The organism is Methylobacterium sp. 190mf, assembly GCF_900107945.1.
GTDB lineage: Bacteria > Pseudomonadota > Alphaproteobacteria > Rhizobiales > Beijerinckiaceae > Methylobacterium.
In genome coordinates this window covers 335,640-353,549 of record NZ_FNVI01000001.1, presented here as the reverse complement: position 1 = coordinate 353,549, position 17,910 = coordinate 335,640, and the positions used below count along the sequence as shown (strand labels likewise).

Below are 17,910 nucleotides of genomic sequence, written 5' to 3'. Positions count from 1 at the left end.
CTTCTCAGCGCGCGGCGGACCCGGCCGGCTCGGGATCGGGTGATGACGGGTCAGGGCCGGCCCGGCGGCTGAGCCGGCATCGCAGCGGGACCGGCGCGCAGGGCGGCGAGGGCCCGGCGCGCCCAGGCGAGGCGGCGCGCGGGCGCGACGACGCCGGGCCGCTCGTAGCGGCGCCAGACCGCCTCGGTGGCGGCAGCGAGGGTGGTGGTGGCCCGCAGGGCCGCGAGGGCCGGCGCCTCGGGACCGCGCAGCTCGGCGCAGAGGTAGCCGTAGCCCGCCTCGGGGTCGGCGAGATCGCGGCCGCGCGCCCGGCACCACGCCTCCATGGCGACGCGCCGGGGCCCGGTCCACTGGGCGAGCCCCCAGCCGCCGCGGGAGCCCGGCACCGCGGGGGCGACCTCCTGGAGGTGGCGGAACCCGCCGGTCTCGTGGCCGAGATTGCCGAGCAGGCCGGCGGCCTGGACGTCGCTCAGGCCGAGATCGCGCATCAGCCGCGGGCCGAGCCGGCGGCAGGCGGCGGCGAAGGGCTCCTGCGCGGCCGGAACGGGAGGCGGCATGGGCGTGCTCCGGAAACTGGCCTCCCCGGGCGCGCCGGGCTAAGGCGGCCCGCGCCGTGGGCGGCGCCGAGGGGGAAGCGTGGGACGCGGACAGGACCGGCCGCTCGTGTTCATCGGCGACTCGATCACCGCCGCCTGGGGCGCGGTGCGGGCCGAGACCTTCGCGCTCCACGGCTTCGTCGCCCGGGGCGTCCCGGGCGAGACGAGCGGGCAGATCCGCGCGCGCTTCCTGCGGGATACGGCCGGCGCCCGGGCCGTGCACCTGATGTGCGGGATCAACGACATCGCGGAGATCGGCGGCCCGGTGCCGGACCGGGCGATCGCCGGGAACATCATGGCCATGGGGCGGATGGCCTTCGCGGCCGGGCTGCCGCTCACGATCGGCACCGTGATGCCGAGCGACTTCTGGGGCTGGCGCCCCGAGCTGCGGCCGGTGGCGCGGATCCGCGCCCTGAACGGGTGGCTGCGCGCCTACTGCGCGGCGGGCCCGGCCCGCCTCGTCGATTACGGGCCGCCGCTCGCCACGGAGGCGGGCGCGCTCCGGCGGGACTTCACCGACGACGGCATCCACCTGAACGGCGCGGGCTACGCGGCCGTGGAGCCGGCGATGCTGCGGGCCCTCGACGCCGTTCCGGACTGAGAGCGGCCGCGAGGCGCCGCCTGCGGATCCACGGCGCTCACGCGCCCAGCGCCAGCCAGTAGGTCGGCACCGACCCGACCCCCGCCACCGCGCCCGCCGTCGCGCGGCGGGTGCGGAGCGTGAACCCGGTGGCCGCCACGTCGCTGACCTGCGCGGCGTGGAGCGCGTCGCCGGCGCCGGCGACCGGCTGCGCCCAGACGCCGAGGCAGCTCCCCGGGAAGGCGATGCCGAACGCCACCGCGACATCCGCCTCGGCGGCGGTGACGAGCCCCCATTGCGCGATCAGGCCGCCCGGGAGCCGGATCGACCCGTTCGCGCCGAGCACCTGCGCGCCGGTCGCGAGCGGCGTCCCGTCGGCGCGCTGGTAGTGGCGCACGCGCCAGCGGCCCGCCGCGTCCGAGGTGGCGATGCAGGTGTCGTCGGCGGCCGTCACGAGATCGGCGCGGGTCGGCAGCACCAGCGCCTCGGGATCGTGGACCAGGGTCGCGGCGCCCGAGAAGCGCACGAACCGCTCCCGGTCGGCGGCGACGCCGAAGCTCGCGATCCGGGCCGCGCCGGTGACGAGCACCCGCCGGGTACCGGCCGCGCCGAGGTCGGTGGTGGGGGCGGCCGCGAGGGCGGTCTCGGCCGAGGCGAAGTCGATCCCGCCGGTCCGCGCCGAGGCGGTGAGCGCCGTGGCGAAGGCGGCGCCGTCGGGCGAGACCTTCAGGGTGAAGTCGTCGCTCCCGAGCGTGCCCAGCAGCGCCCGCGCCGCGTAGCCGGTCTCGAAGACCAGGGCGGCGTCGCGGGCGGCGGATTTCCGGTTGACTAAGATCCGCATGTCGCCGGTGCCCGGCGTGGCGTCGTCCCAGGTCAGGAGCGCGGAGTCGGACTTCACCGCGAGACGGTTGGTGGCGTCGGCCGCCGTGTTGATCCCGAGGCGGCCGACGCTCTGGAGCGCGGTCAGCGCGCGACGGAGGCTCGTCCAGGCCGCGCCGTCGAAGACGTAGAGGTCGGCCTCGTCGATCAGCCAGGCGAGCCAGCCGGCCCGCGGCGCGGCGCCGGTCCAGACCCCGTCGGCGTAGCGCACCACTTGGCCCGCGAGCCCCGCCCAGGCCCCCCCGGGCTCGGCGGCGGCCACGAGGTAACGGTCGCCCTCCGCGGGGCCCGGCGGCGGCGCGGCGAGGTCCTTGTCCAGGCACGCCAGTTGGACCAGCGCGTCGAGAAGGCCGAGCGCCTCGTTGTGGGTGACGTGCTTCTGCGCCTGGCTGGCGGCGATCAGCGGCAGGCCGAGATGGGGCGTGGCGTCGGACATGGGGCGGCTCCCGGGCGGTCAGGTCGAGCGGTCAGGCCGAGCGGACGGGGATACGGGCGCGGCAGGCGGGTCCGGACCCGGCGACGAGACCGATCTGCGCCACCGCGACGTCGACATGCGTCTGGGCGCCGCCGAAATCGGCCGCCTCGTCCGCGTAGAGACAGTGCTGGGCCTCGGCCCGGAGCGTGCGCAGGGCCGTACCGGCGTCCGAGAACACCGTCACGGCGTAGGTTTCCGGCTCGTCGAGCGGGATCTCGGCCGGCTCCCAGGCGTCGCCGTCGCGGCGGGCCCGCCGGATCCAAGAGAGCCGCACCCCGTCCGCCGCGCGCCGCGCCCGCAGGTGGACCGGCCGCAGCGGCGTCAGCGCCGCGAGGCCGGCCGTGGCGGTGATCTCGGCGAAGGCCGGGTCGGCCGGATCGCGATCCGCCGGCCCGATCCGGTAGCGGAACGCGCGGCCGACCTCGTCCAGCCGGTCGACCAGGGGCGTCACGGCGCCGTCGTCGAGGCGCACGATCAGGCTCCCCGCCGGGCAGACCCGCCCCGCCGCCGCCTCGCTGCCCGCGAGCCCGCGCAGGAAGCCGGACAGCCGGTAGGTGTCGGGCCCGGTCAGGACCGCGGACGCGGCGCAGAGCAGTTCCACGGTCCCGTCCGCGCCGAGCAGGGCGAACAGGTTGCCCCCGGCCAGCATCGCGCCCGCCCCGATCGAGGCCAGCGTCGCGCCGCGCCGCAGGGCGACGTCGAGATGCGCGCCCCGCTGAATCCGCCAGAGCGGGCCGGGCGGCAGCGCCGACAGGGTGCGCCCGAGGCAGGCCGGGTAGTCGACGAGGCGGTGCAGGGCGAGCGGCCCGTCGCCCGCGGCGCGCCAGATCGCGACCGCGCCGGGCCAGGGCTCGGCCGCCACCGCGCAGGACTGAAGGACCGTGGGCTCGCCGCGATCGATCGGCAGGTCGAGGGCGACGGCGAGCGGCGGTCCGGGAAAGGCGGGCGGCGCCACCGCCGCCTGGGCCATCGCGCGGGGCAGCCCGCGCCCGGGCCCCGCCCGGGGCGGCACGCCGCTCGCCTCGATCCGGCGGCCCGTGGGCGCGTCGTCGATCCGGTCGATCCGGCGCAGGACCGCGCCGCCGGGCACGTCGGCCGGGACCGCCAGGAGGTCGCCGGGCTCCAGCTCGACCCGGCGCGGGCTCAGCGTGAACACCGCGGTGTCGCGGGCCGCGATCAGCCGGTCGAGCAGCGCCTCGGCCAGGCCGTCGGCGGTCTCCCGGCGGGTGACGATCGCCGCCTCGATCCGGGTCTCGCGCCGCCGCAGGCCGGCGGGCCGCACGGCCGAGGCCGCGGCGCGCCGGTAATCCGGGCTCTCGGAATCGGTGATCCCGAGCTCCACGGAGCGCGGCAGGGCGCTCTCCTCGGCCCGGACCTGGTGCAGGACCGGCCGCTCCTCCGACAGCCGGACGAGGTCGGCCTCGGCCAGGATTACGGGCCGGTCGCGCCGGGGACCGCGCAGCCGCAGGGTGCCGGCCACCGCCGAGACGTCGAGACCGTAGACCTCCGCCAGGGTCTCCAGGGCGCCCCGCGCCGTGAGCGGCCGGTCGATCACGTAGCCGTCGAGATAGGCGGCGGCCTCCACGGAGACCGGCGCGTCGAACCCGAAATCCGCGAGGATCCGCTGGACCAGCAGGTCGAGGTCGCAGCCCTCGATCCGGCCGGTGATCCAGTGGCCGACCCGCCAGTTGGCGGCGTCGGCCCAGACGCCCCGCACCGTCGGGAAGGCCGGGAAGGGCCGCGCGTCCCAGGCCCAGACGAAGATCCCGTCGGGATCGACCATGCGGCCGCCGTAGACCGGCGAGACCGGGTTGTCGGCCTCCCGGAAGCCCGGCACGGCCGGGTCGAACCGCGCGATCACGGCCTCCAGCCCGCGGAGCTGGATCAGCTCGTCGCGCAGGGCGCGGGATTCCGGCGGGAAGGCGCTCTCGGACGATTTCGGGTCCGGGAAGACGTTGGGGCCGTTGGTGCCCTTGTCCACCGCCGGAACGCCGATCTCGGTGAGCCAGATCGGCTTGCCGGCCGGCACCCAGGTGGTGGTGCAGGTCTCGACGCCGCCGTCGCGCTCCACGTGCGGGCTCGACCACCACGCGACGAGGTCCTTGGCCCGGTAGATCCAGGGCTTGCCGGCGGTGCCGTCGGTGATCGGCCGGCGGGCCTGGGCGGCGCGGTCGGCCGCGTCGGCGTAGTACCAGTCGAAGGCCTCGCCGGACGCGCCCCGGGCCTTCAGATAGGCCCGGTCGGCGATGTCGCCCGTCACCGCGAGGTCGGCGTGGTCCGGGTCGTCGCGCCAGTCGGAGACGGGCGGGTACCAGTCGATCCCGACGGCGCCGATATGCGGGTCGGCGAACAGGTCGTCGAGGGGGAAGCGGACGGTGGCGCCGCCGTCGCCCACATGGGCGCCGTACTCGGTCCAGTCCGCCGCGTAGACCAGGGTGACGGCCGGGCCGAGGCGGTCGCGGAGCGCGGCGGCGAGGTCGCGCAGGGCCCGCACCGCCGGGTAGCCGGCCGCGCCGCGCACCCGGGTCAGGCCGACGAGCTCGCTGCCGATCACGAAGGCCGCGAGGGGCGTGCCCGAGGCCGCCCAGCCGGCCGCGAGGTCTGCGTAGTGCAGGACCGCGTCGCGGTAGCCACCCGCGAAGAAGGCCGCGACCTGCGCGTCGGCCGCGGCGGTCCCGTCCGGGCTCCCCGGAAGGCCCGGGGCCGGATCGCAGGTGATGCGGCCGCGCCAGGGATAGGCGGGCTGCGCGGCGCCGGGGGCGTGCGGATCGGGGAGCACGTTGCCGGCCGGCACGTCCATCATGACGAACGGGTAGAGCGACACCGCCAGCCCCCGGCGCGCCAGCTCGGCGATCAGCCGGGTCAGGCCCGCATCCGCCGGCGTGCCGCCGTAGGCCGGGCTGCCGTCCGGCAGGGTCGAGACCGTCTCGGCCCGGTCGCGGGCGATCCCGGCGACGCGCCAATCCTCCGGCCGGGCGCGCTTGTCGGCGGCCTCGACCTTGGGCACGACCCGGCAGGATCCCGCCCGCAGGTCGGTGCCGAACCACGTCGCCACCACGGCGACCCGGCGCAGATTCGGACACAGCGCCTGGAGCGCGTCGAGGGAGGCGATCACGTCGGTGCCGCGCTGGAGCTGGTGCCGGTTGGCGGCCTCGGTGCGGCCGAGCCCGAGATCGACGGTGACGCGGTCCGGATCGAGGCCGAACTCGCTGGCGCCGGGGATCAGGTCGACGGCGCGCACGCGGTCGAACAGGCCGTTGACCGGGCGGATCACCTCGAAGGCGAATTGCGGGACGCGGTTGCCGAAGGCCGCGAGGGCGAGGTTCTCGAACACCGCGTAGGCGAGGCCGCGATAGGCGGGTGCGTTCTCCGCGCCCTCCTTGGCGACGATCAGCGGGTCCGGCTCCTGGCCGGGGCCGCCGGTATGGACCCGCAGGGTCAGGCCGGCCTGGTCGATCTCCCGCCCGTCCGCCCAGATCCGGCGGACGCAGGCGATCTCGCCCTCGCACAGGCCGACCGCGAGGTTGGCGAAGTAGCTGTAGCGGGTGGTGACGGTCCTCGGGCCGCCCGCGAGCCCGCCCGTAGACCCGCGGGATCGGATCGCCCTCGGTGGAGGTGAGCCCGGCGACGTCGGCGAGCCGCGGCCCCTCGACGAAGCGCGCGTGCCGCCCGGCCCCCGACAGGGCGCCGCCGAGGGCCGCGCCCGCGACGGAGCCGAGCGCGCGCCCGACCAGGCCGCCGATCGGGCCTCCGAGGGCGGTGCCGACCGCCGCGCCTGCCGAGGACAGGATCAGCGTCGCCATGGCGGGGCTCCGGATCTGATGGCGGTATCGCGTGGACGGGTTGCCGGTCCGTATCCGATCGGATACGTTCGACCTGTGACGACGATCCTGCTGTCCGACACCTTCCGGACTTGGCTCACGGGCCTGAAGGATCACCGCGCCAGGGCGCGCATCGCGGCACGTATCCGCAGCGCGGGGCTCGGCAATTTCGGGGATGCCAAACCGGTCGGGGCAGGTGTGTTCGAGATGCGGATCCCGTATGGCCCGGGCTTTCGCGTCTACTATGTCCGACGCGGCGAGGTAACGTACCTGCTCCTGTGCGGAAGCGATAAGTCCAGCCAGACCCGGGACATTCAGAGGGCCAAATCCATGGCCGCCTCTCTCGACGGAATCACCTGATGCGTTTCACACCGTTCGACGCCTCGGAATTCCTCGACAGTGAGGAGGCGATTGCCGAATACCTGGCGGCGGCGCTCGACGCCCCCGACCCCGAGCTGTTCATCGCGGCCCTGGGCGATGTCGCGAAGGCACGCGGCATGGCGCAGATCGCCCGGGAAGCGGGTGTCGGTCGGGAGAGCCTCTACAAGGCGCTGACGCCGGGCTCGAAGCTCCGCTACGAGACGGTCCGCAAGATCATGGACGTGCTCGGCGTCAAGCTCACCGTATCGACGCGTTCCTCGTAGGCGCCGCAGCGCGCCGGAAACCGGAACACCCCCGTCGCGTGCCGCCGCCACCATCCGGTGAGCGCGACCTCGGTGACGGCGGCCCCGTCGTGGGCGTGGATCATCGCGCCGGCGCCGGTGGCGATGGCGCAGTGGCGGGCCGGCAGGTGGCGGCGGAAGGCGAAGAGCAGGACGTCGCCCGGCCGCGGCGCCAGGTCCGCCAGGGGTCCGGGCACCGGCACGAGGTGGCGGGCGGCCGCCTCGGTGAGCGGGTCGGTCCCGGGCGCGGCCGATTCCGCCCAGGTGCCGGAATAGGGCGGCGGCACCTCCGGCTCGGCGCCGTAGAGCCCGCGCCAGACCCCGCGCAGCAGGCCCAGGCAGTCGCAGCCCACGCCGCGCAGCGACGCCTGGTGGCGGTAGGGCGTGCCCAGCCAGAGCCGCGCCTCGCCGAGCGCCGCGACACCGATATCCCGGCCGATCTCGCGCCGCATCGCGCTCATCGGAAGAGGCTCCCGCCGTCGAGGATGGTGTCCGAGCCGGGGACCGCCCGCATGACCGCGTCGTTGCCGGGCATGTGCGGGAAGCCCTGGAAATTGACCGCGTTGGCGAAGCGGTCGCGGCAGGTGGCGAGGCGCTTGTCGCACCCGGCCGTCAGGCTGAACCCGTCGCCGGCGGCGACCGGCCGGGGCGGCACCGTCCAGAGCTCGATCAGCGGCCCGAGCTGGAGGCGCACGTCCGCCGCGAGCCCGGCATTGGCGCCCGTCGTCCAGGTCAGGCGCCCGCCGGTGAACAGGCCGTCCGCGAAGGACCCGGCGAGCGCCGCCGCGAGCGTGGCCGGCTCCGGGACGCCCGTCACGCGGCCGGCCGTCGTCCACGCGGCGCGGTCCACCCGGCATCGGGCATCGCCGAGATCGGCGCCGCAGGTCGCCCGGTAGGTGCGGCCCCGCTCGGCGCCGAGCCGGTGCGCGAGGCCGCGCAGCTCCGCCACGAAGGCGTCACCGTCCCGGCGCACCTCGCCGATCGTGGCGACGTCGAGGAGGAGCCGGGTCTCGGGGCTGCTCCAGTCGACCAGCCAGGTCTCCACGGCGGCGCCGTCGTAGAGGCCGCCGGCGATGTCCGCCTCGGTGAGCCCGAGGCCGCTGAGCGCTCCCGCCACGTCGCCGCCCGAGACCGCGAAGCCGAGCTCGGCGCTGGCCTCGGCCGCCTCCAGCCCGGTGCGGGCGGCGTGGACGAGGCCCGCGACGGTCAGGTCGCGGTCGTGGTCGGTGAAGCCGAGGGCGAGCCCGTCCCGCCGCCGCAGGGACCAGCAGCGGCACAGGGTGGTCACCCCGCCGGCGAGATGCGCCGCGAAGGCCTCCGGGATGTCGCGCATGGCGTCACGCCTCCTCAGGGCACGATCTCGACGAGCGGCACCTTCGGGATCTCCCCGGCCGTGAAGGCGGCGAGGTCGATGGTCAGCGCGTCGGTGTCGAACCGGACCGGCACGTCGAAGGCGAAGCCCGCCGTCACGGCGGCGCCGGGCGGCGGGACGCGGCCCGGCGCGAAGGTGACGAGGCCGGTCGTCGGGTCGCACGCGAAGGCGCCGGGCTCGACCTCCCGGCCCGCCACCGCGACCCGGACGCTGCCCGCCACCGGCTTGGCGATCCGGCGCCTGTAGGGCGCGAAGCCGGCCCCGTAGGTCTTGACCAGCGGGAAGGACGCGGTGGCGCCGTCGCCGGTGCCGAGCGGCTGGTCGAAGGGACCCGTCGGCCGGCCGGGCGGCCCGGAGCGGTCGTCGACCCGGTCGCGGAACCGGAATCCGTAGAGCCGCCCGCGCCGCTCCTCGAAGAAGGCCAGCACGGCGTGCAGGGCGTCGAGGCCGCGCATCCCGAACCCGGCCTCGTAGCGGCGGCGGGAATCGGCCCAGCGGCCGTTCCGGTGCTCCCGGCCCGAGGCCAGGGTCACGATCTCGGTGAGCCGCTGCGGGCCGCCGCCGGCGCGCAGCGAGACGTCGAGTGGGAACAGCACCTCGTGGAAATCGTCGGCCATGACGGGCCTCTCCGGTTCGGGTGGCGACAGGGCCGCGCCGGTCTTCCGGGGCGTCCTCGCGAGCGCAGCGACGCGACTCAGGGCAGCGCGACATCCGTGACCGTGGCGCTCCGGGATCGCTTCGCTCCGCTCGCGAGGACGGAGGCCGGGCCGCAGATCCCGCGCGACGCCCGGGGAACGGTATCGCTGCCAGATCGGAGCAGCTCAAAAAAGTCTTCCGAGAGACGCCGGAAAATCAAAAGCGCCGTTCATCGACACGGGACGGCAGGTGATCGAAGATCGCCGCACCGAAGCGGATGTTCTCCGAAGTCCTCTCGGTCCGCACATCTCGGTTCACCGCGCGATCCGCACGACGCGGCGCCGTTCTGCCAGGGAAACCTTCCGATGAGCGCCACCCCCCAGCCCCTCCACGCGTCCGCCCCCGTCCTCGACATCCGCCGCGTCGCCGGCCGCATCGGCGCGGAGATCCGCGGCGTCGCCCTCTCGGGAGACTTGGACGACGGGACGGTCGCGGCGATCCGGCAGGCGCTGAACACCCACAAGGTGGTGTTCTTCCGCGACCAGGACCTCGACGAGACCGGGCAGGAGGCGTTCGGCCGGCGCCTCGGCGACCTCGTCCCGCATCCGATCGTACCCTCCCTCGCCGGCACGGCGGGAATCCTCGACATCGACGGCAGCCGGGGCGAGCGGGCGAGTTCCTGGCACACCGACGTGACCTTCGTGCCGGCCTACCCGGCGCTCTCGATCCTGCGGGCCGTGACGCTGCCGCCCCACGGCGGCGACACGCTCTGGGCCAACACGGCGGCGGCCTACGCGGACCTGCCCGAGCCCCTGCGCGACCTCGCCGACAAGCTCTGGGTGCTGCACTCGAACGTCTACGACTATGTCGGCGGCCGGGTGAACGTGTCGGAGGCCGAGCGGCGGCGCTACGACGAGGTGTTCACCAGGACCGTGTTCGAGACCGAGCACCCGCTGGTCCACGTCCACCCGGAGACCGGGGAGCGCTCGCTGATCGTCGGCCACTTCATCCAGCGGATCCTGGGCCTGACCACCGCGGATTCGCAGCACCTGCTGGCGATCTTCCACGACCACGCGACCCGGCCCGAGAACACCGTGCGCTGGTCGTGGCGGACGGGCGACGTAGCGATCTGGGACAACCGCGCCACGGTCCACCGGGCGGTGGACGATTACGGCGAGGCGCCCCGCGTGGTCCGCCGCGTGACGATCCAGGGCGTCGCGCCGGTGAGCGTCGACGGCCGCACCAGCCGGGCGCGGGAGACGGAGGCGCGCAGGGCGGCGTGAGCTGTGGCCGCGCGCGCCTCAGGTCGCCCGCTGGCCGCGCGCCACCGCCCGGGCGAGGCTCGCGGTCACCTGCGCCTCGGAGCGGCGGAAGGCGCCTGGATCGGGGGTCGCGATGTTGACCGTCACGGAGACGGGCCGCGCCGCGGCGCCGCCCGCGGCCACGCCGAGGCGGCCGTCCGGCCCGCGGCCGAGGGGGAGGATCGCCTCCGGGCCGGCCTCGCCCATCAGGCCGGCGCCGCCCGCCATGGGGAAGTAGGTCGGCGCGGCCACGACGCCGCCGGCGGCGAAGGGCTGGACGCGGCCGCCCCGGAACACGCCCCCGCGGGCGAAGCCCGTCTCCGCGCCGGAGCCCAGCATCGCGCCGATCAGGCCCGTGAGGCCCGCCTGAATCGGCCCGGCCGCCGCCCGCGCCGCCACGCCGGCGAGGCGCGCCCCGATGGTGCCGAGCACGCCGTCGAGGCTGCGGCCGGACGCGGCCCCGCGGGTCAGGGCGGTGTCGAGGCTGCGGCCGAAGCTCTGCGCCAGCCGGTCCAGGGTCTCGAGCTGCCGGATCCGGTCGTCGGACAGCGGGTCCCCCTGCGGGTCGGTCTCGGCCATGGCGGTGCCTCAGGGTGGGTCGGGATGCGCGGCGAGGAGCCGCGCGAAGGCGGCGCGGGACAGCGGCTCCGAGCCGGCGCGCCGGCCGAGCGCCGCGGCGAACTCCCGCGGCGTCGCCGACCAGAAATCGCGGGGCCGCCAGCCCAGCGCGCCGAGGCCGAGGGAGAGGGCGTCGTCCCAGGGGAAGCGGCCCGGGGCCGGACGCGGCGGCGGGGCCGCGTCCGGCCCTAGGGAGGGTTTGCCGGGCCCGGTGCCTCCCCGCCCGGCGCTTCCCCGAAGGCCGCCGCCAGGACGTCGCCCAGGGCGGCCGAGACGGCGTCGAGCCCGCCCGCCAGCGGCAGCCGCGCCACCGCCGCGTCGTCGAGGTCGTGGCCGCCGCCCCGCAGGGCGACGCCCAGGAGGGCGATCAGGTCGCGGGCCGAGACGCGCCCGCCGGCGAAGCGCGCGGCGAGGCCCGCGAGGTCGCCGGCCTGGAGCGCGGTCTCCAGCTCGGCGAGCGCGCCGAGGGTGAGGCAGAGCGTGTAGCGCCGCCCGCCGAGGGTGAGCGGCACCTCGCCGCGGATCCGGTTGGCCACGGCGCTCAGACCGCCGCGAAGGCGAGCGCGCCGCCGGATTCGAGGCTCATGTCGAAGGTGACCTCACCGGCATGGTCGCCCCGGTACTCCAGGCTCGCGATCTGGAACGGCCCCTCCAGGATCCCGAAGGCCGGGATCACGATCTGGAACACCTCGACCGCGCCCTCGAAGAACAGCAGGCGCAGGCGCGCGTCCGAGGCCTGGTCGCGGAACACGCCCGAGCCGGCGATCGCGGCCCGCCGCACCCCGGCCCCGGCGAGCAGCTCGCGCCAGCGCCCGGCGGAATCGGCGTTGGTGACGTCGACGGTCTCGGCGTTGAGGGTGATCTGGCGGCTGCGCAGGCCCGCCACCGCCACGAAGCCGCCCGCACCGTCGCCGGCCCGGATCAGCAGGTCCTTGCCCTTCTGCGCGCCCATCGGCACCCTCCTCACAGGTTCTCGGTGACGGCCTCGACCGTCAGGGTCGCCCTGGCCTCGCCGGTCCGGGCGTCGCGCCGGGCGCGGACGGCCCGCACCCGGAGGGTCACGAGCCGGCAGCCGGCCAGCGGCAGGACGAGGGGCGTCGGGGCGTCCCGGAGGAGCGCCGCCATGCGCGAAGCGGCGTCGAGGGCGGTGCGCACCGAGCCCGCCTGGGCGATCACCGCGATCGCGTGGCTGTGCCGGTGGCGCTCGGCACCGTCGACGGATTCGTCCGCGATCTCGGCGTCGCCGAACAGCGCGTAGACCGGGAGCGTGCCCCGCGGCGGCTCGTCGTAGAGCCGGACGCGGCCGCCCAGCAGCGCGGCCAGGGCGGCGTCGGCGGCGAAGCGGGCGATCAGGCCGGCGCGGAGCGCCAGGAGCGGGCCCGGATCGCTCACGACCGCCCCTCCCCGGGCAGCTCCTCGACGTGGCAGATCAGGTCGCGGCCCCGCGCGTCGGGCTCGGCGACGGCGCGGATCGCGAAGCGGCGCGGCCCGGCGGCGAGCCGCATGGTCGGGTCGAGCGCGGCCCGGCTCCGCAGAGTGACGCGGTAGGCGGGCCGCGTGTCGGTGCGGCCGCCGGCCGTTCGGTCGGCGAGTCCCGCCGGGGCGATCGCGCCCCACAGGACCGGGCCGGCCACGTAGCGGCGCAGCACGCCCCCGAACCCGTCGGGCTCCTCCAGGGGCCGCTCGAGCACGAAGCGGCGCCGCCGCGCGCCGAGGGGCGGGCGTTGGAACGAGGTCGCCATCGGGGAAGCTCCGGGTGCGAGGATCACAGCCGCAGGCGCCGGAACGGCGCGCCGAGCGCGGCGGCGTCGGTGCGGGCGGCGTCGGGCTCGTCGCCGCGACGCTCGTAGCGGGCGGCGGCGAGGCGCAGGATCGCGAGGCGCAGGGGCTCGGGGAGCGGCGGCCCGTCGCCGCCGTACCCGGCCGCGACCTCGATCAGGATCGTGCGGCCGGCGGGATCCGGCGCGGCCGGATCCACCTGCAGGGACGGTGCCCCGTCCGGGTCGGGGCCGAGGCGCACCAGCCCGGCGTCGAGGTCGGTGACGCCTCCGGACGGGTCCGCGAGGCCGGCGCGGAGGATCGCGACCAGCGGGCTCAGGGGCAGCGGCACCTGCCCGTCCGGCGGCCAGGCCGTCAGGGCGATCCGGTACCGGCCCGGGACCAGGATCCGCCGGGTCTCGATCTCCAGGCTCGCGCGGGCCGCCGCGATCAGGGCCTGGAGCAGGCCGTCCTCGTCGGCGCCCGCGTCGGAGTCGACGCGCAGATAGGCGCGCAGGTCGGGCACGCCCACCGGCTCGACGGCGGCGGCGGCGATGCGTAACGGGATCATCGCGCGTCTCTCTGCAGGTGGTCCGATGCCGATCTCGAAGCGCCGCCCGGCGGCCCGCACCGCGCGGGTAGCGACCGTCACCGCGATCCTGATGGCGATCCCGGCGCTCGCGGCCGTCCCGGCGCGGGCGGTGGTCGGCGGCACCGAGGCGCCGGCCGGCGGGGCCGTGATGGTCCTGTCGTCGAAGGGCGGTGTCTGCACCGGCGTGGTGCTCGCCCCCGACACGGTGCTGACCGCCGGCCACTGCCTCGCCGGCGCCAAGGAGCACCGCGTCCATTTCCGCGACGCCGCCGGGGCGCCGGTGCTCGTCGACGTCACCGCCCAGGCGGTCCATCCGGGCTACGACGCCGGCGCGGCCGCTTCCCGGCGGCGCTCCGTCGATCTCGCGCTGCTGCGCACCGAGACGCCGCTGCCGCCGCGCTTCGCGCCCGTGACCCTGAGCGCCGCCCCGGCGCGGGCGGGCGAGACCCTGACCCTGTCGGGCTACGGCGCGGCCAAGCCCGGCGACCCGCGCTCCACCGGCACCTACCGCAGCCTCGGCCTGCCGGTGATCGAGCCCTACGGGCCGAGCCGCATCCTGGTCTGGCTGAAGGGCGCGGGCGGCGGCGCCTGCCAGGGCGATTCCGGCGGCCCGATCGCGGGACCGGACGGGGCGGTGCTCGCCCTGTCGGCCTGGATCGGGGGCGCCTGCGGCGGCCTCACCCAGGGCGTCCTGGTGGGGCCGCAGCGGGGCTGGATCGACCGCGTGCTCGATAGCTGGGACCGGACGGCGCGCTGGGCGCAGTAGCGGCGCGGCGCCGCGTGCGCAGGGAACCTCAGCTTGGCCGGGCTATTGCCTTGCTCTAGGCTCACTCGATCTGGGGCCCCTCGCCCCAGGCTCCCTCGGCGCCGCCTCCGGCGTCCCCCACCCGCGCCCGCGCGCGCCCGGAGTTCCCGATGTCCCCTCGCCCGATCCGAAAGGCCGGCCCCCGCGAGCGCAGCCTGCGCGGCGGCCTGTGGGGCGGGTTCCTGGGCCTGTCGCTGCTCGGCGCCCTCGGCGGCCTGCTGCCCACGCCCGCGGCGGCGGTGATCAACGGCACGACGACGCGGGACCCGAACGGGGCGCGCAGCTTCGTGGTGCGGATCGAGAGCACCGAGGGCGAGATCTGCTCGGGCACCCTGATCGCCCCGGACCTCGTGCTGAGCGCGGCCCACTGCGTGATGCGGCCCGCCGGCTACACGGTGATCAGCGTCGACCGGAACTTCCGCCAGCACCGGACCGCGGTGATCACCGCCTCCATGCACCCGGACTTCGTGCCCGGGACGACCCCCGAGGACCAGCCCGGCGTCGACCTGGCGCTGCTCAAGCTCGAGCGCCCGCTCGGCGACGACTACGTGCCCCTCGATCCCCGGAGCGCGGGCTCGATCACCGACGGGCAGCCCGTGGACATCGCGGGCTTCGGCGTGGTGGCCGAGAACCGGCGGAACTCGGCGCGGATCCTGCGGCTCGCCCACCTCGTGTCGATCGGCTCGCTCCAGGTCGCCAACCGGGTGACCGTCGTCACCGACCGGCGGCGCATGGCCGAGACCTCGGGCGCCGGTGCCTGCCTGGGCGATTCCGGTGGCCCGATCCTGACCGGCGGCCCTGGCGGCTACCGGATCGTCGGCGTGGTGAGCTGGTCGAGCGGCGCCCTGCAGCAGGGCGCGCGCCGGACCGCCTGCGGCGGCTTCACCGCCGTGACCCCGGTGGCCGAGCATGCCGGCTGGATCGCCGCGCGCACGGCGGAGCTGTCGCGCATCCAGGTCGGCGACGCCCTGCCCCGCGGCAACCGGTCCGACTGGATGGCCCGCCCAGGCCGCCGCCGCTGAGGGGCTTGACCGCGGCCCGACCGCGGCAAAGCCGCTGCCCGCCCCCGGATCCTTCGCGCCTGCGGGAACCCGGGGGCCGATCGGCACTTTTCGCATCCGAACCTTCCCGGCTCACGGAGCGAGAGCATGGCCGACACCGGCACCAGCAACACCCCGCGGACGCACAAGACCCGCAACAACACCGACTCGAACGCCAAGAAGGTCTCGATCGAGGCGCTCAACGCCCGGCTCGCGGACGGCATCGACCTCGCCCTGGCGATCAAGCAGGCCCACTGGAACCTCAAGGGCCCGCAGTTCATCGGCGTCCACGAGATGCTCGACGGGTTCCGCACCCAGCTCGACGAGCTGAACGACAGCGTCGCCGAGCGCGCGGTCCAGCTCGGCGCCACGGCCTTCGGCTCGACCCAGGCGGTCGCCGAGCGCACCAAGCTGCCGGCCTACCCGACCGGCATCTACGCCATCGCCGACCACATCGCCGCGCTGATCGACAGCTACGCCGCCTACGCCAACGCGGTCCGGCAGAACATCGACGAGACCGACGAGGCGGGCGACCCCGACACGGCCGACCTGTTCACCGAGATCTCGCGGGCGGTCGACAAGCACCTCTGGTTCCTCGAGGCGCACGTGCAGGAGCCGACCGGCACCCTGCGCGACGGCAACGCGGGCCGCTGAGCGCGGCGCCCCGCCTTCGGGCGGGGCGCGACCCGACGCGATCGGGGAAACGAAAATGCCCGGCCGCGAGGCCGGGCTCAGTGGGGTCCCTTTGCACGGGGACATCAGGACCGGGAAGCTTTGGAGGGCGAACCGGTCCCGATCGGGGATCAGAAGTCGCGCTGGACGCGGAAGCGGAAGGTGGAGACGCTGTCCGCCGTCGTGGTCCGCGGCACGAAGGTGCCGTTGTTGATGCCGGCGACGTTCGCGTAGGCCGTCGGGCTCTTGTCGCGGTCGATCACGCGGCCGTTCTTGACGCCGATCTGGGTGTAGAAGCCCTCGACACCGATATCGAGGTCCTTGACCGGCGACCAGATGATGCTGCCGCCCGCCACGAACTGGTAGGTGTCGCGCAGCGCCTCGCTGAGCTGGTAGAACCGGGTGCCCGGCACGCCGACGGCGTTCACGCCGAAGGAGTTGGCACCGGCCGGGTTGGCGAGCGCGAAGGCCGCGCCCTGGGCCAGACGGGCGCCGCTGCTGTAGTTCATCTCACCGTACGACCCGAAGAAGGCCGAGCGCCACTCCGGCGTCCAGTAGTGGAGGTACGAGGCCGTCGCGGTGAAGCTCGTCGACTGCTCGATTTGGCCCGTGAACGGGTTGATCGTGGCGTCGTTGATGTACTGCGCGAACTTCTGGCCCTGGATGGTCGTCGGGTTCTGCGAGTAGCAGCCGCTGAACGCGCAGTAGCCGGTGTACATCTGCGAGCCGGAGCCGTAGGCGCCCTGCAGGTAGAGGGCGTCGCCCGGCGCGATGAACGGCGTGTTGATCTTCAGGCCGCCTTGGACCGCCCAGCCGTACGAGTTGCTGGTGTGGGGGATGCTGATGTTCGAGCCGGTGCCGGTGCCGGCGCCGTTGTGCACGTTGCCGACGTTCAGCTCGTGGACGGCGGCCGAGAGCTGCGCCGAGCCCCAGGCCTGGTCGAGGCGCAGGGCGCCGACGACGTCGGGCATGCGCGAGCGCTGGATCACGTCGACGAAGCTGTACCGGGTCGGCACGCCGCCGGTGTAGCCGATGAACACCTCGGCGGGCGCGTTCGTCTGAGCGAAGTTGTGGATGTTGGCGTTGTTGGTGGCGCCGGTCGGGTTGTTGGTCTGCGAGAAGATCGGGCTGCGGCGGAAGACCGGGTCTTCGGCCGAGATCGTGGCGGACAGGCCGTTGCCGAGCGTGGCCGTGTAGGCGAGCAGGTTGGTCGAGGCGATGTCGGAGCCGAGCGTGGCGCCGGCGAACTCGAAGTCGTGGGCGTAGAAGTCGAAGAACGACGAGGCGCGACCGGCGGTCATGCCGGCGAACTGGATGAAGGCCTTGTCGACGTTCACGAACTGCGAGGCGCGACCGAACTGGTCGATGCCGAGAGCCGGGAAGGCCTGGCCGATGCGCTGCTGGGTGCCCGACTGGCCGACGCCGGAATAGCCGGTGCGGGATCCGGCATCGAGGCGCACGAAGGCGCGCAGGGTGCCGTAGGCGGTCTGGGTGCGGGCATCGAGGTTGATGCGCATCCGGCCCTGGTAGCCCGACGTATCACCGACGTTCGAGCCGTTCTGCCGCGAGTAGCTGGTCATGTAGCCGCCCTCGAACCGGGCGCGGCCGGAGAGACGCAGGCAAGTGTCGGTGCCGGGGATGTAGAAGAAGCCGGCGCCGTACGCGCCGCAGACGCGGACGTACTCGATCGGGACAGCCTTCTTGACCGGCAGATCAGCCGCCTGCGCTGCGCTCGCCGCGGACAGAGCCGCGGCGGAACAGAGGAGCGTGTGCTTCAAGATCCTCATCGATTTCCCCAAAACGTCGAGACCCATATTGGAGACAGCATTCAGCCACGCAGGCCGCGCTGCTATTATTTGTTTCGGCCGAATTGATTCGTCTTGCCGATGAGCTCTGGTTCTTTCGAGCTCTTGTTCGAATAAGTTCCCGCAAATGGCCGCAGCCATCAATCCCAAATCGGAACGGCCACCCGTGCCGATGTATTCGGTGGCCACGCGGCCACATAAAAATGATCTTGTTTGTCCGACGGAAACAGACACAGCACAAGCGTTTCGGCTGGAAAGCGTACTAACAGACCATGTTTCTATCAGAAACACTGTACTT

General features: G+C 75.0%; 19 protein-coding genes and 2 pseudogenes. 7 read left to right on the top strand and 14 right to left on the bottom strand.

Translation table 11 applies throughout. The features are described from left to right. Positions 1-50 precede the first annotated feature (50 nt). The gene (locus C4T42_RS01740) at positions 51-557 is read right to left on the bottom strand and encodes a phage tail tip lysozyme (RefSeq protein WP_020090905.1); all 507 of its coding nucleotides are present in this window, start codon (positions 555-557) and stop codon (positions 51-53) included. Between the two features lie 79 nt (positions 558-636). Between C4T42_RS01740 and C4T42_RS01735 the strand changes: the two genes are divergently transcribed. Then, the gene (locus C4T42_RS01735; protein ID WP_026604582.1) at positions 637-1,197 is read left to right on the top strand and encodes a GDSL-type esterase/lipase family protein; all 561 of its coding nucleotides are present in this window, start codon (positions 637-639) and stop codon (positions 1,195-1,197) included. Between the two features lie 37 nt (positions 1,198-1,234). Here the strand turns inward: C4T42_RS01735 and C4T42_RS01730 are convergent, their stop codons facing one another. Further along, positions 1,235-2,491, bottom strand: a complete 1,257-nt coding sequence (locus C4T42_RS01730; RefSeq protein ID WP_103984642.1) for a DUF2793 domain-containing protein — start codon at positions 2,489-2,491, stop codon at positions 1,235-1,237. Between the two features lie 31 nt (positions 2,492-2,522). After that, a pseudogene (locus C4T42_RS01725) lies at positions 2,523-6,333 on the bottom strand (glycoside hydrolase/phage tail family protein). A 75-nt stretch (positions 6,334-6,408) separates the two neighbouring features. Here C4T42_RS01725 and C4T42_RS01720 point away from each other — a divergent pair. Further along, positions 6,409-6,711 carry a type II toxin-antitoxin system RelE/ParE family toxin gene (locus tag C4T42_RS01720; RefSeq protein ID WP_020090909.1) on the top strand — a complete coding sequence of 101 codons (303 nt, stop codon included), beginning with the start codon at positions 6,409-6,411 and terminating at the stop codon, positions 6,709-6,711. Continuing rightward, positions 6,711-6,995, top strand: coding sequence for an addiction module antidote protein (locus C4T42_RS01715; protein WP_020090910.1), 285 nt, complete (start codon positions 6,711-6,713; stop codon positions 6,993-6,995). The genes C4T42_RS01720 and C4T42_RS01715 overlap by 1 nt, the downstream gene beginning before the upstream one ends. Here the strand turns inward: C4T42_RS01715 and C4T42_RS01710 are convergent. From C4T42_RS01710 to C4T42_RS01700, 3 genes are read right to left on the bottom strand one after another with little or no spacing between them, the layout of a single operon-like run. After that, entirely contained in the window at positions 6,926-7,474 is a 549-nt protein-coding gene (locus C4T42_RS01710; protein WP_020090911.1) for an NlpC/P60 family protein, read from the bottom strand. The genes C4T42_RS01715 and C4T42_RS01710 overlap by 70 nt on opposite strands. Further along, positions 7,471-8,346 (bottom strand): DUF2163 domain-containing protein, encoded by an 876-nt coding sequence (locus C4T42_RS01705; RefSeq protein ID WP_020090912.1) that lies wholly within the window; start codon positions 8,344-8,346, stop codon positions 7,471-7,473. The genes C4T42_RS01710 and C4T42_RS01705 overlap by 4 nt, the downstream gene beginning before the upstream one ends. A 14-nt stretch (positions 8,347-8,360) precedes the next feature. Continuing rightward, the gene (locus C4T42_RS01700) at positions 8,361-9,002 is read right to left on the bottom strand and encodes a DUF2460 domain-containing protein (RefSeq protein ID WP_020090913.1); all 642 of its coding nucleotides are present in this window, start codon (positions 9,000-9,002) and stop codon (positions 8,361-8,363) included. Between the two features lie 384 nt (positions 9,003-9,386). Between C4T42_RS01700 and C4T42_RS01695 the strand changes: the two genes are divergently transcribed. Continuing rightward, entirely contained in the window at positions 9,387-10,304 is a 918-nt protein-coding gene (locus C4T42_RS01695; RefSeq protein WP_103984641.1) for a TauD/TfdA family dioxygenase, read from the top strand. An 18-nt stretch (positions 10,305-10,322) separates the two neighbouring features. Here the strand turns inward: C4T42_RS01695 and C4T42_RS01690 are convergent, their stop codons facing one another. The 7 genes and pseudogenes from C4T42_RS01690 to C4T42_RS01660 form a co-directional block, all read right to left on the bottom strand. Then, positions 10,323-10,901, bottom strand: a complete 579-nt coding sequence (locus C4T42_RS01690) for a phage tail tape measure protein (RefSeq protein WP_100250518.1) — start codon at positions 10,899-10,901, stop codon at positions 10,323-10,325. A 9-nt stretch (positions 10,902-10,910) separates the two neighbouring features. After that, positions 10,911-11,075: pseudogene (locus C4T42_RS01685) on the bottom strand (phage tail assembly chaperone); the annotation flags it as partial. A 53-nt stretch (positions 11,076-11,128) separates the two neighbouring features. After that, positions 11,129-11,476, bottom strand: coding sequence for a gene transfer agent family protein (locus C4T42_RS01680; RefSeq protein ID WP_056527568.1), 348 nt, complete (start codon positions 11,474-11,476; stop codon positions 11,129-11,131). Between the two features lie 5 nt (positions 11,477-11,481). Beyond that, positions 11,482-11,892, bottom strand: a complete 411-nt coding sequence (locus tag C4T42_RS01675) for a phage major tail protein, TP901-1 family (protein ID WP_020090917.1) — start codon at positions 11,890-11,892, stop codon at positions 11,482-11,484. 11 nt (positions 11,893-11,903) lie between these two features. After that, positions 11,904-12,332: a DUF3168 domain-containing protein gene (locus C4T42_RS01670; RefSeq protein ID WP_020090918.1), complete on the bottom strand. Its 429-nt coding sequence runs from the start codon at positions 12,330-12,332 to the stop codon at positions 11,904-11,906. Then, positions 12,329-12,682, bottom strand: a complete 354-nt coding sequence (locus tag C4T42_RS01665; protein ID WP_103984640.1) for a head-tail adaptor protein — start codon at positions 12,680-12,682, stop codon at positions 12,329-12,331. The genes C4T42_RS01670 and C4T42_RS01665 overlap by 4 nt, the downstream gene beginning before the upstream one ends. A 23-nt stretch (positions 12,683-12,705) precedes the next feature. After that, positions 12,706-13,269, bottom strand: coding sequence for a phiE125 gp8 family protein (locus tag C4T42_RS01660; RefSeq protein ID WP_020090920.1), 564 nt, complete (start codon positions 13,267-13,269; stop codon positions 12,706-12,708). 25 nt (positions 13,270-13,294) lie between these two features. Here C4T42_RS01660 and C4T42_RS01655 point away from each other — a divergent pair, with 25 nt between their 5' ends. The 3 genes from C4T42_RS01655 (at position 13,295) to dps (ending at position 15,789) form a co-directional block, all read left to right on the top strand. Next, positions 13,295-14,056, top strand: a complete 762-nt coding sequence (locus tag C4T42_RS01655; protein WP_091676184.1) for a S1 family peptidase — start codon at positions 13,295-13,297, stop codon at positions 14,054-14,056. A 149-nt stretch (positions 14,057-14,205) separates the two neighbouring features. Beyond that, positions 14,206-15,117, top strand: a complete 912-nt coding sequence (locus C4T42_RS01650; RefSeq protein ID WP_103984639.1) for a trypsin-like serine protease — start codon at positions 14,206-14,208, stop codon at positions 15,115-15,117. A 126-nt stretch (positions 15,118-15,243) separates the two neighbouring features. Next, the gene (gene dps / locus C4T42_RS01645) at positions 15,244-15,789 is read left to right on the top strand and encodes a DNA starvation/stationary phase protection protein Dps (protein WP_012321876.1); all 546 of its coding nucleotides are present in this window, start codon (positions 15,244-15,246) and stop codon (positions 15,787-15,789) included. A 149-nt stretch (positions 15,790-15,938) separates the two neighbouring features. Here dps and C4T42_RS01640 read toward each other — a convergent pair whose 3' ends face one another. Next, a complete protein-coding gene (locus C4T42_RS01640) occupies positions 15,939-17,594 on the bottom strand; it encodes a porin (RefSeq protein ID WP_103984638.1) in 1,656 nt (551 codons plus the stop codon). Between the last annotated feature and the right edge of the window lie 316 nt (positions 17,595-17,910).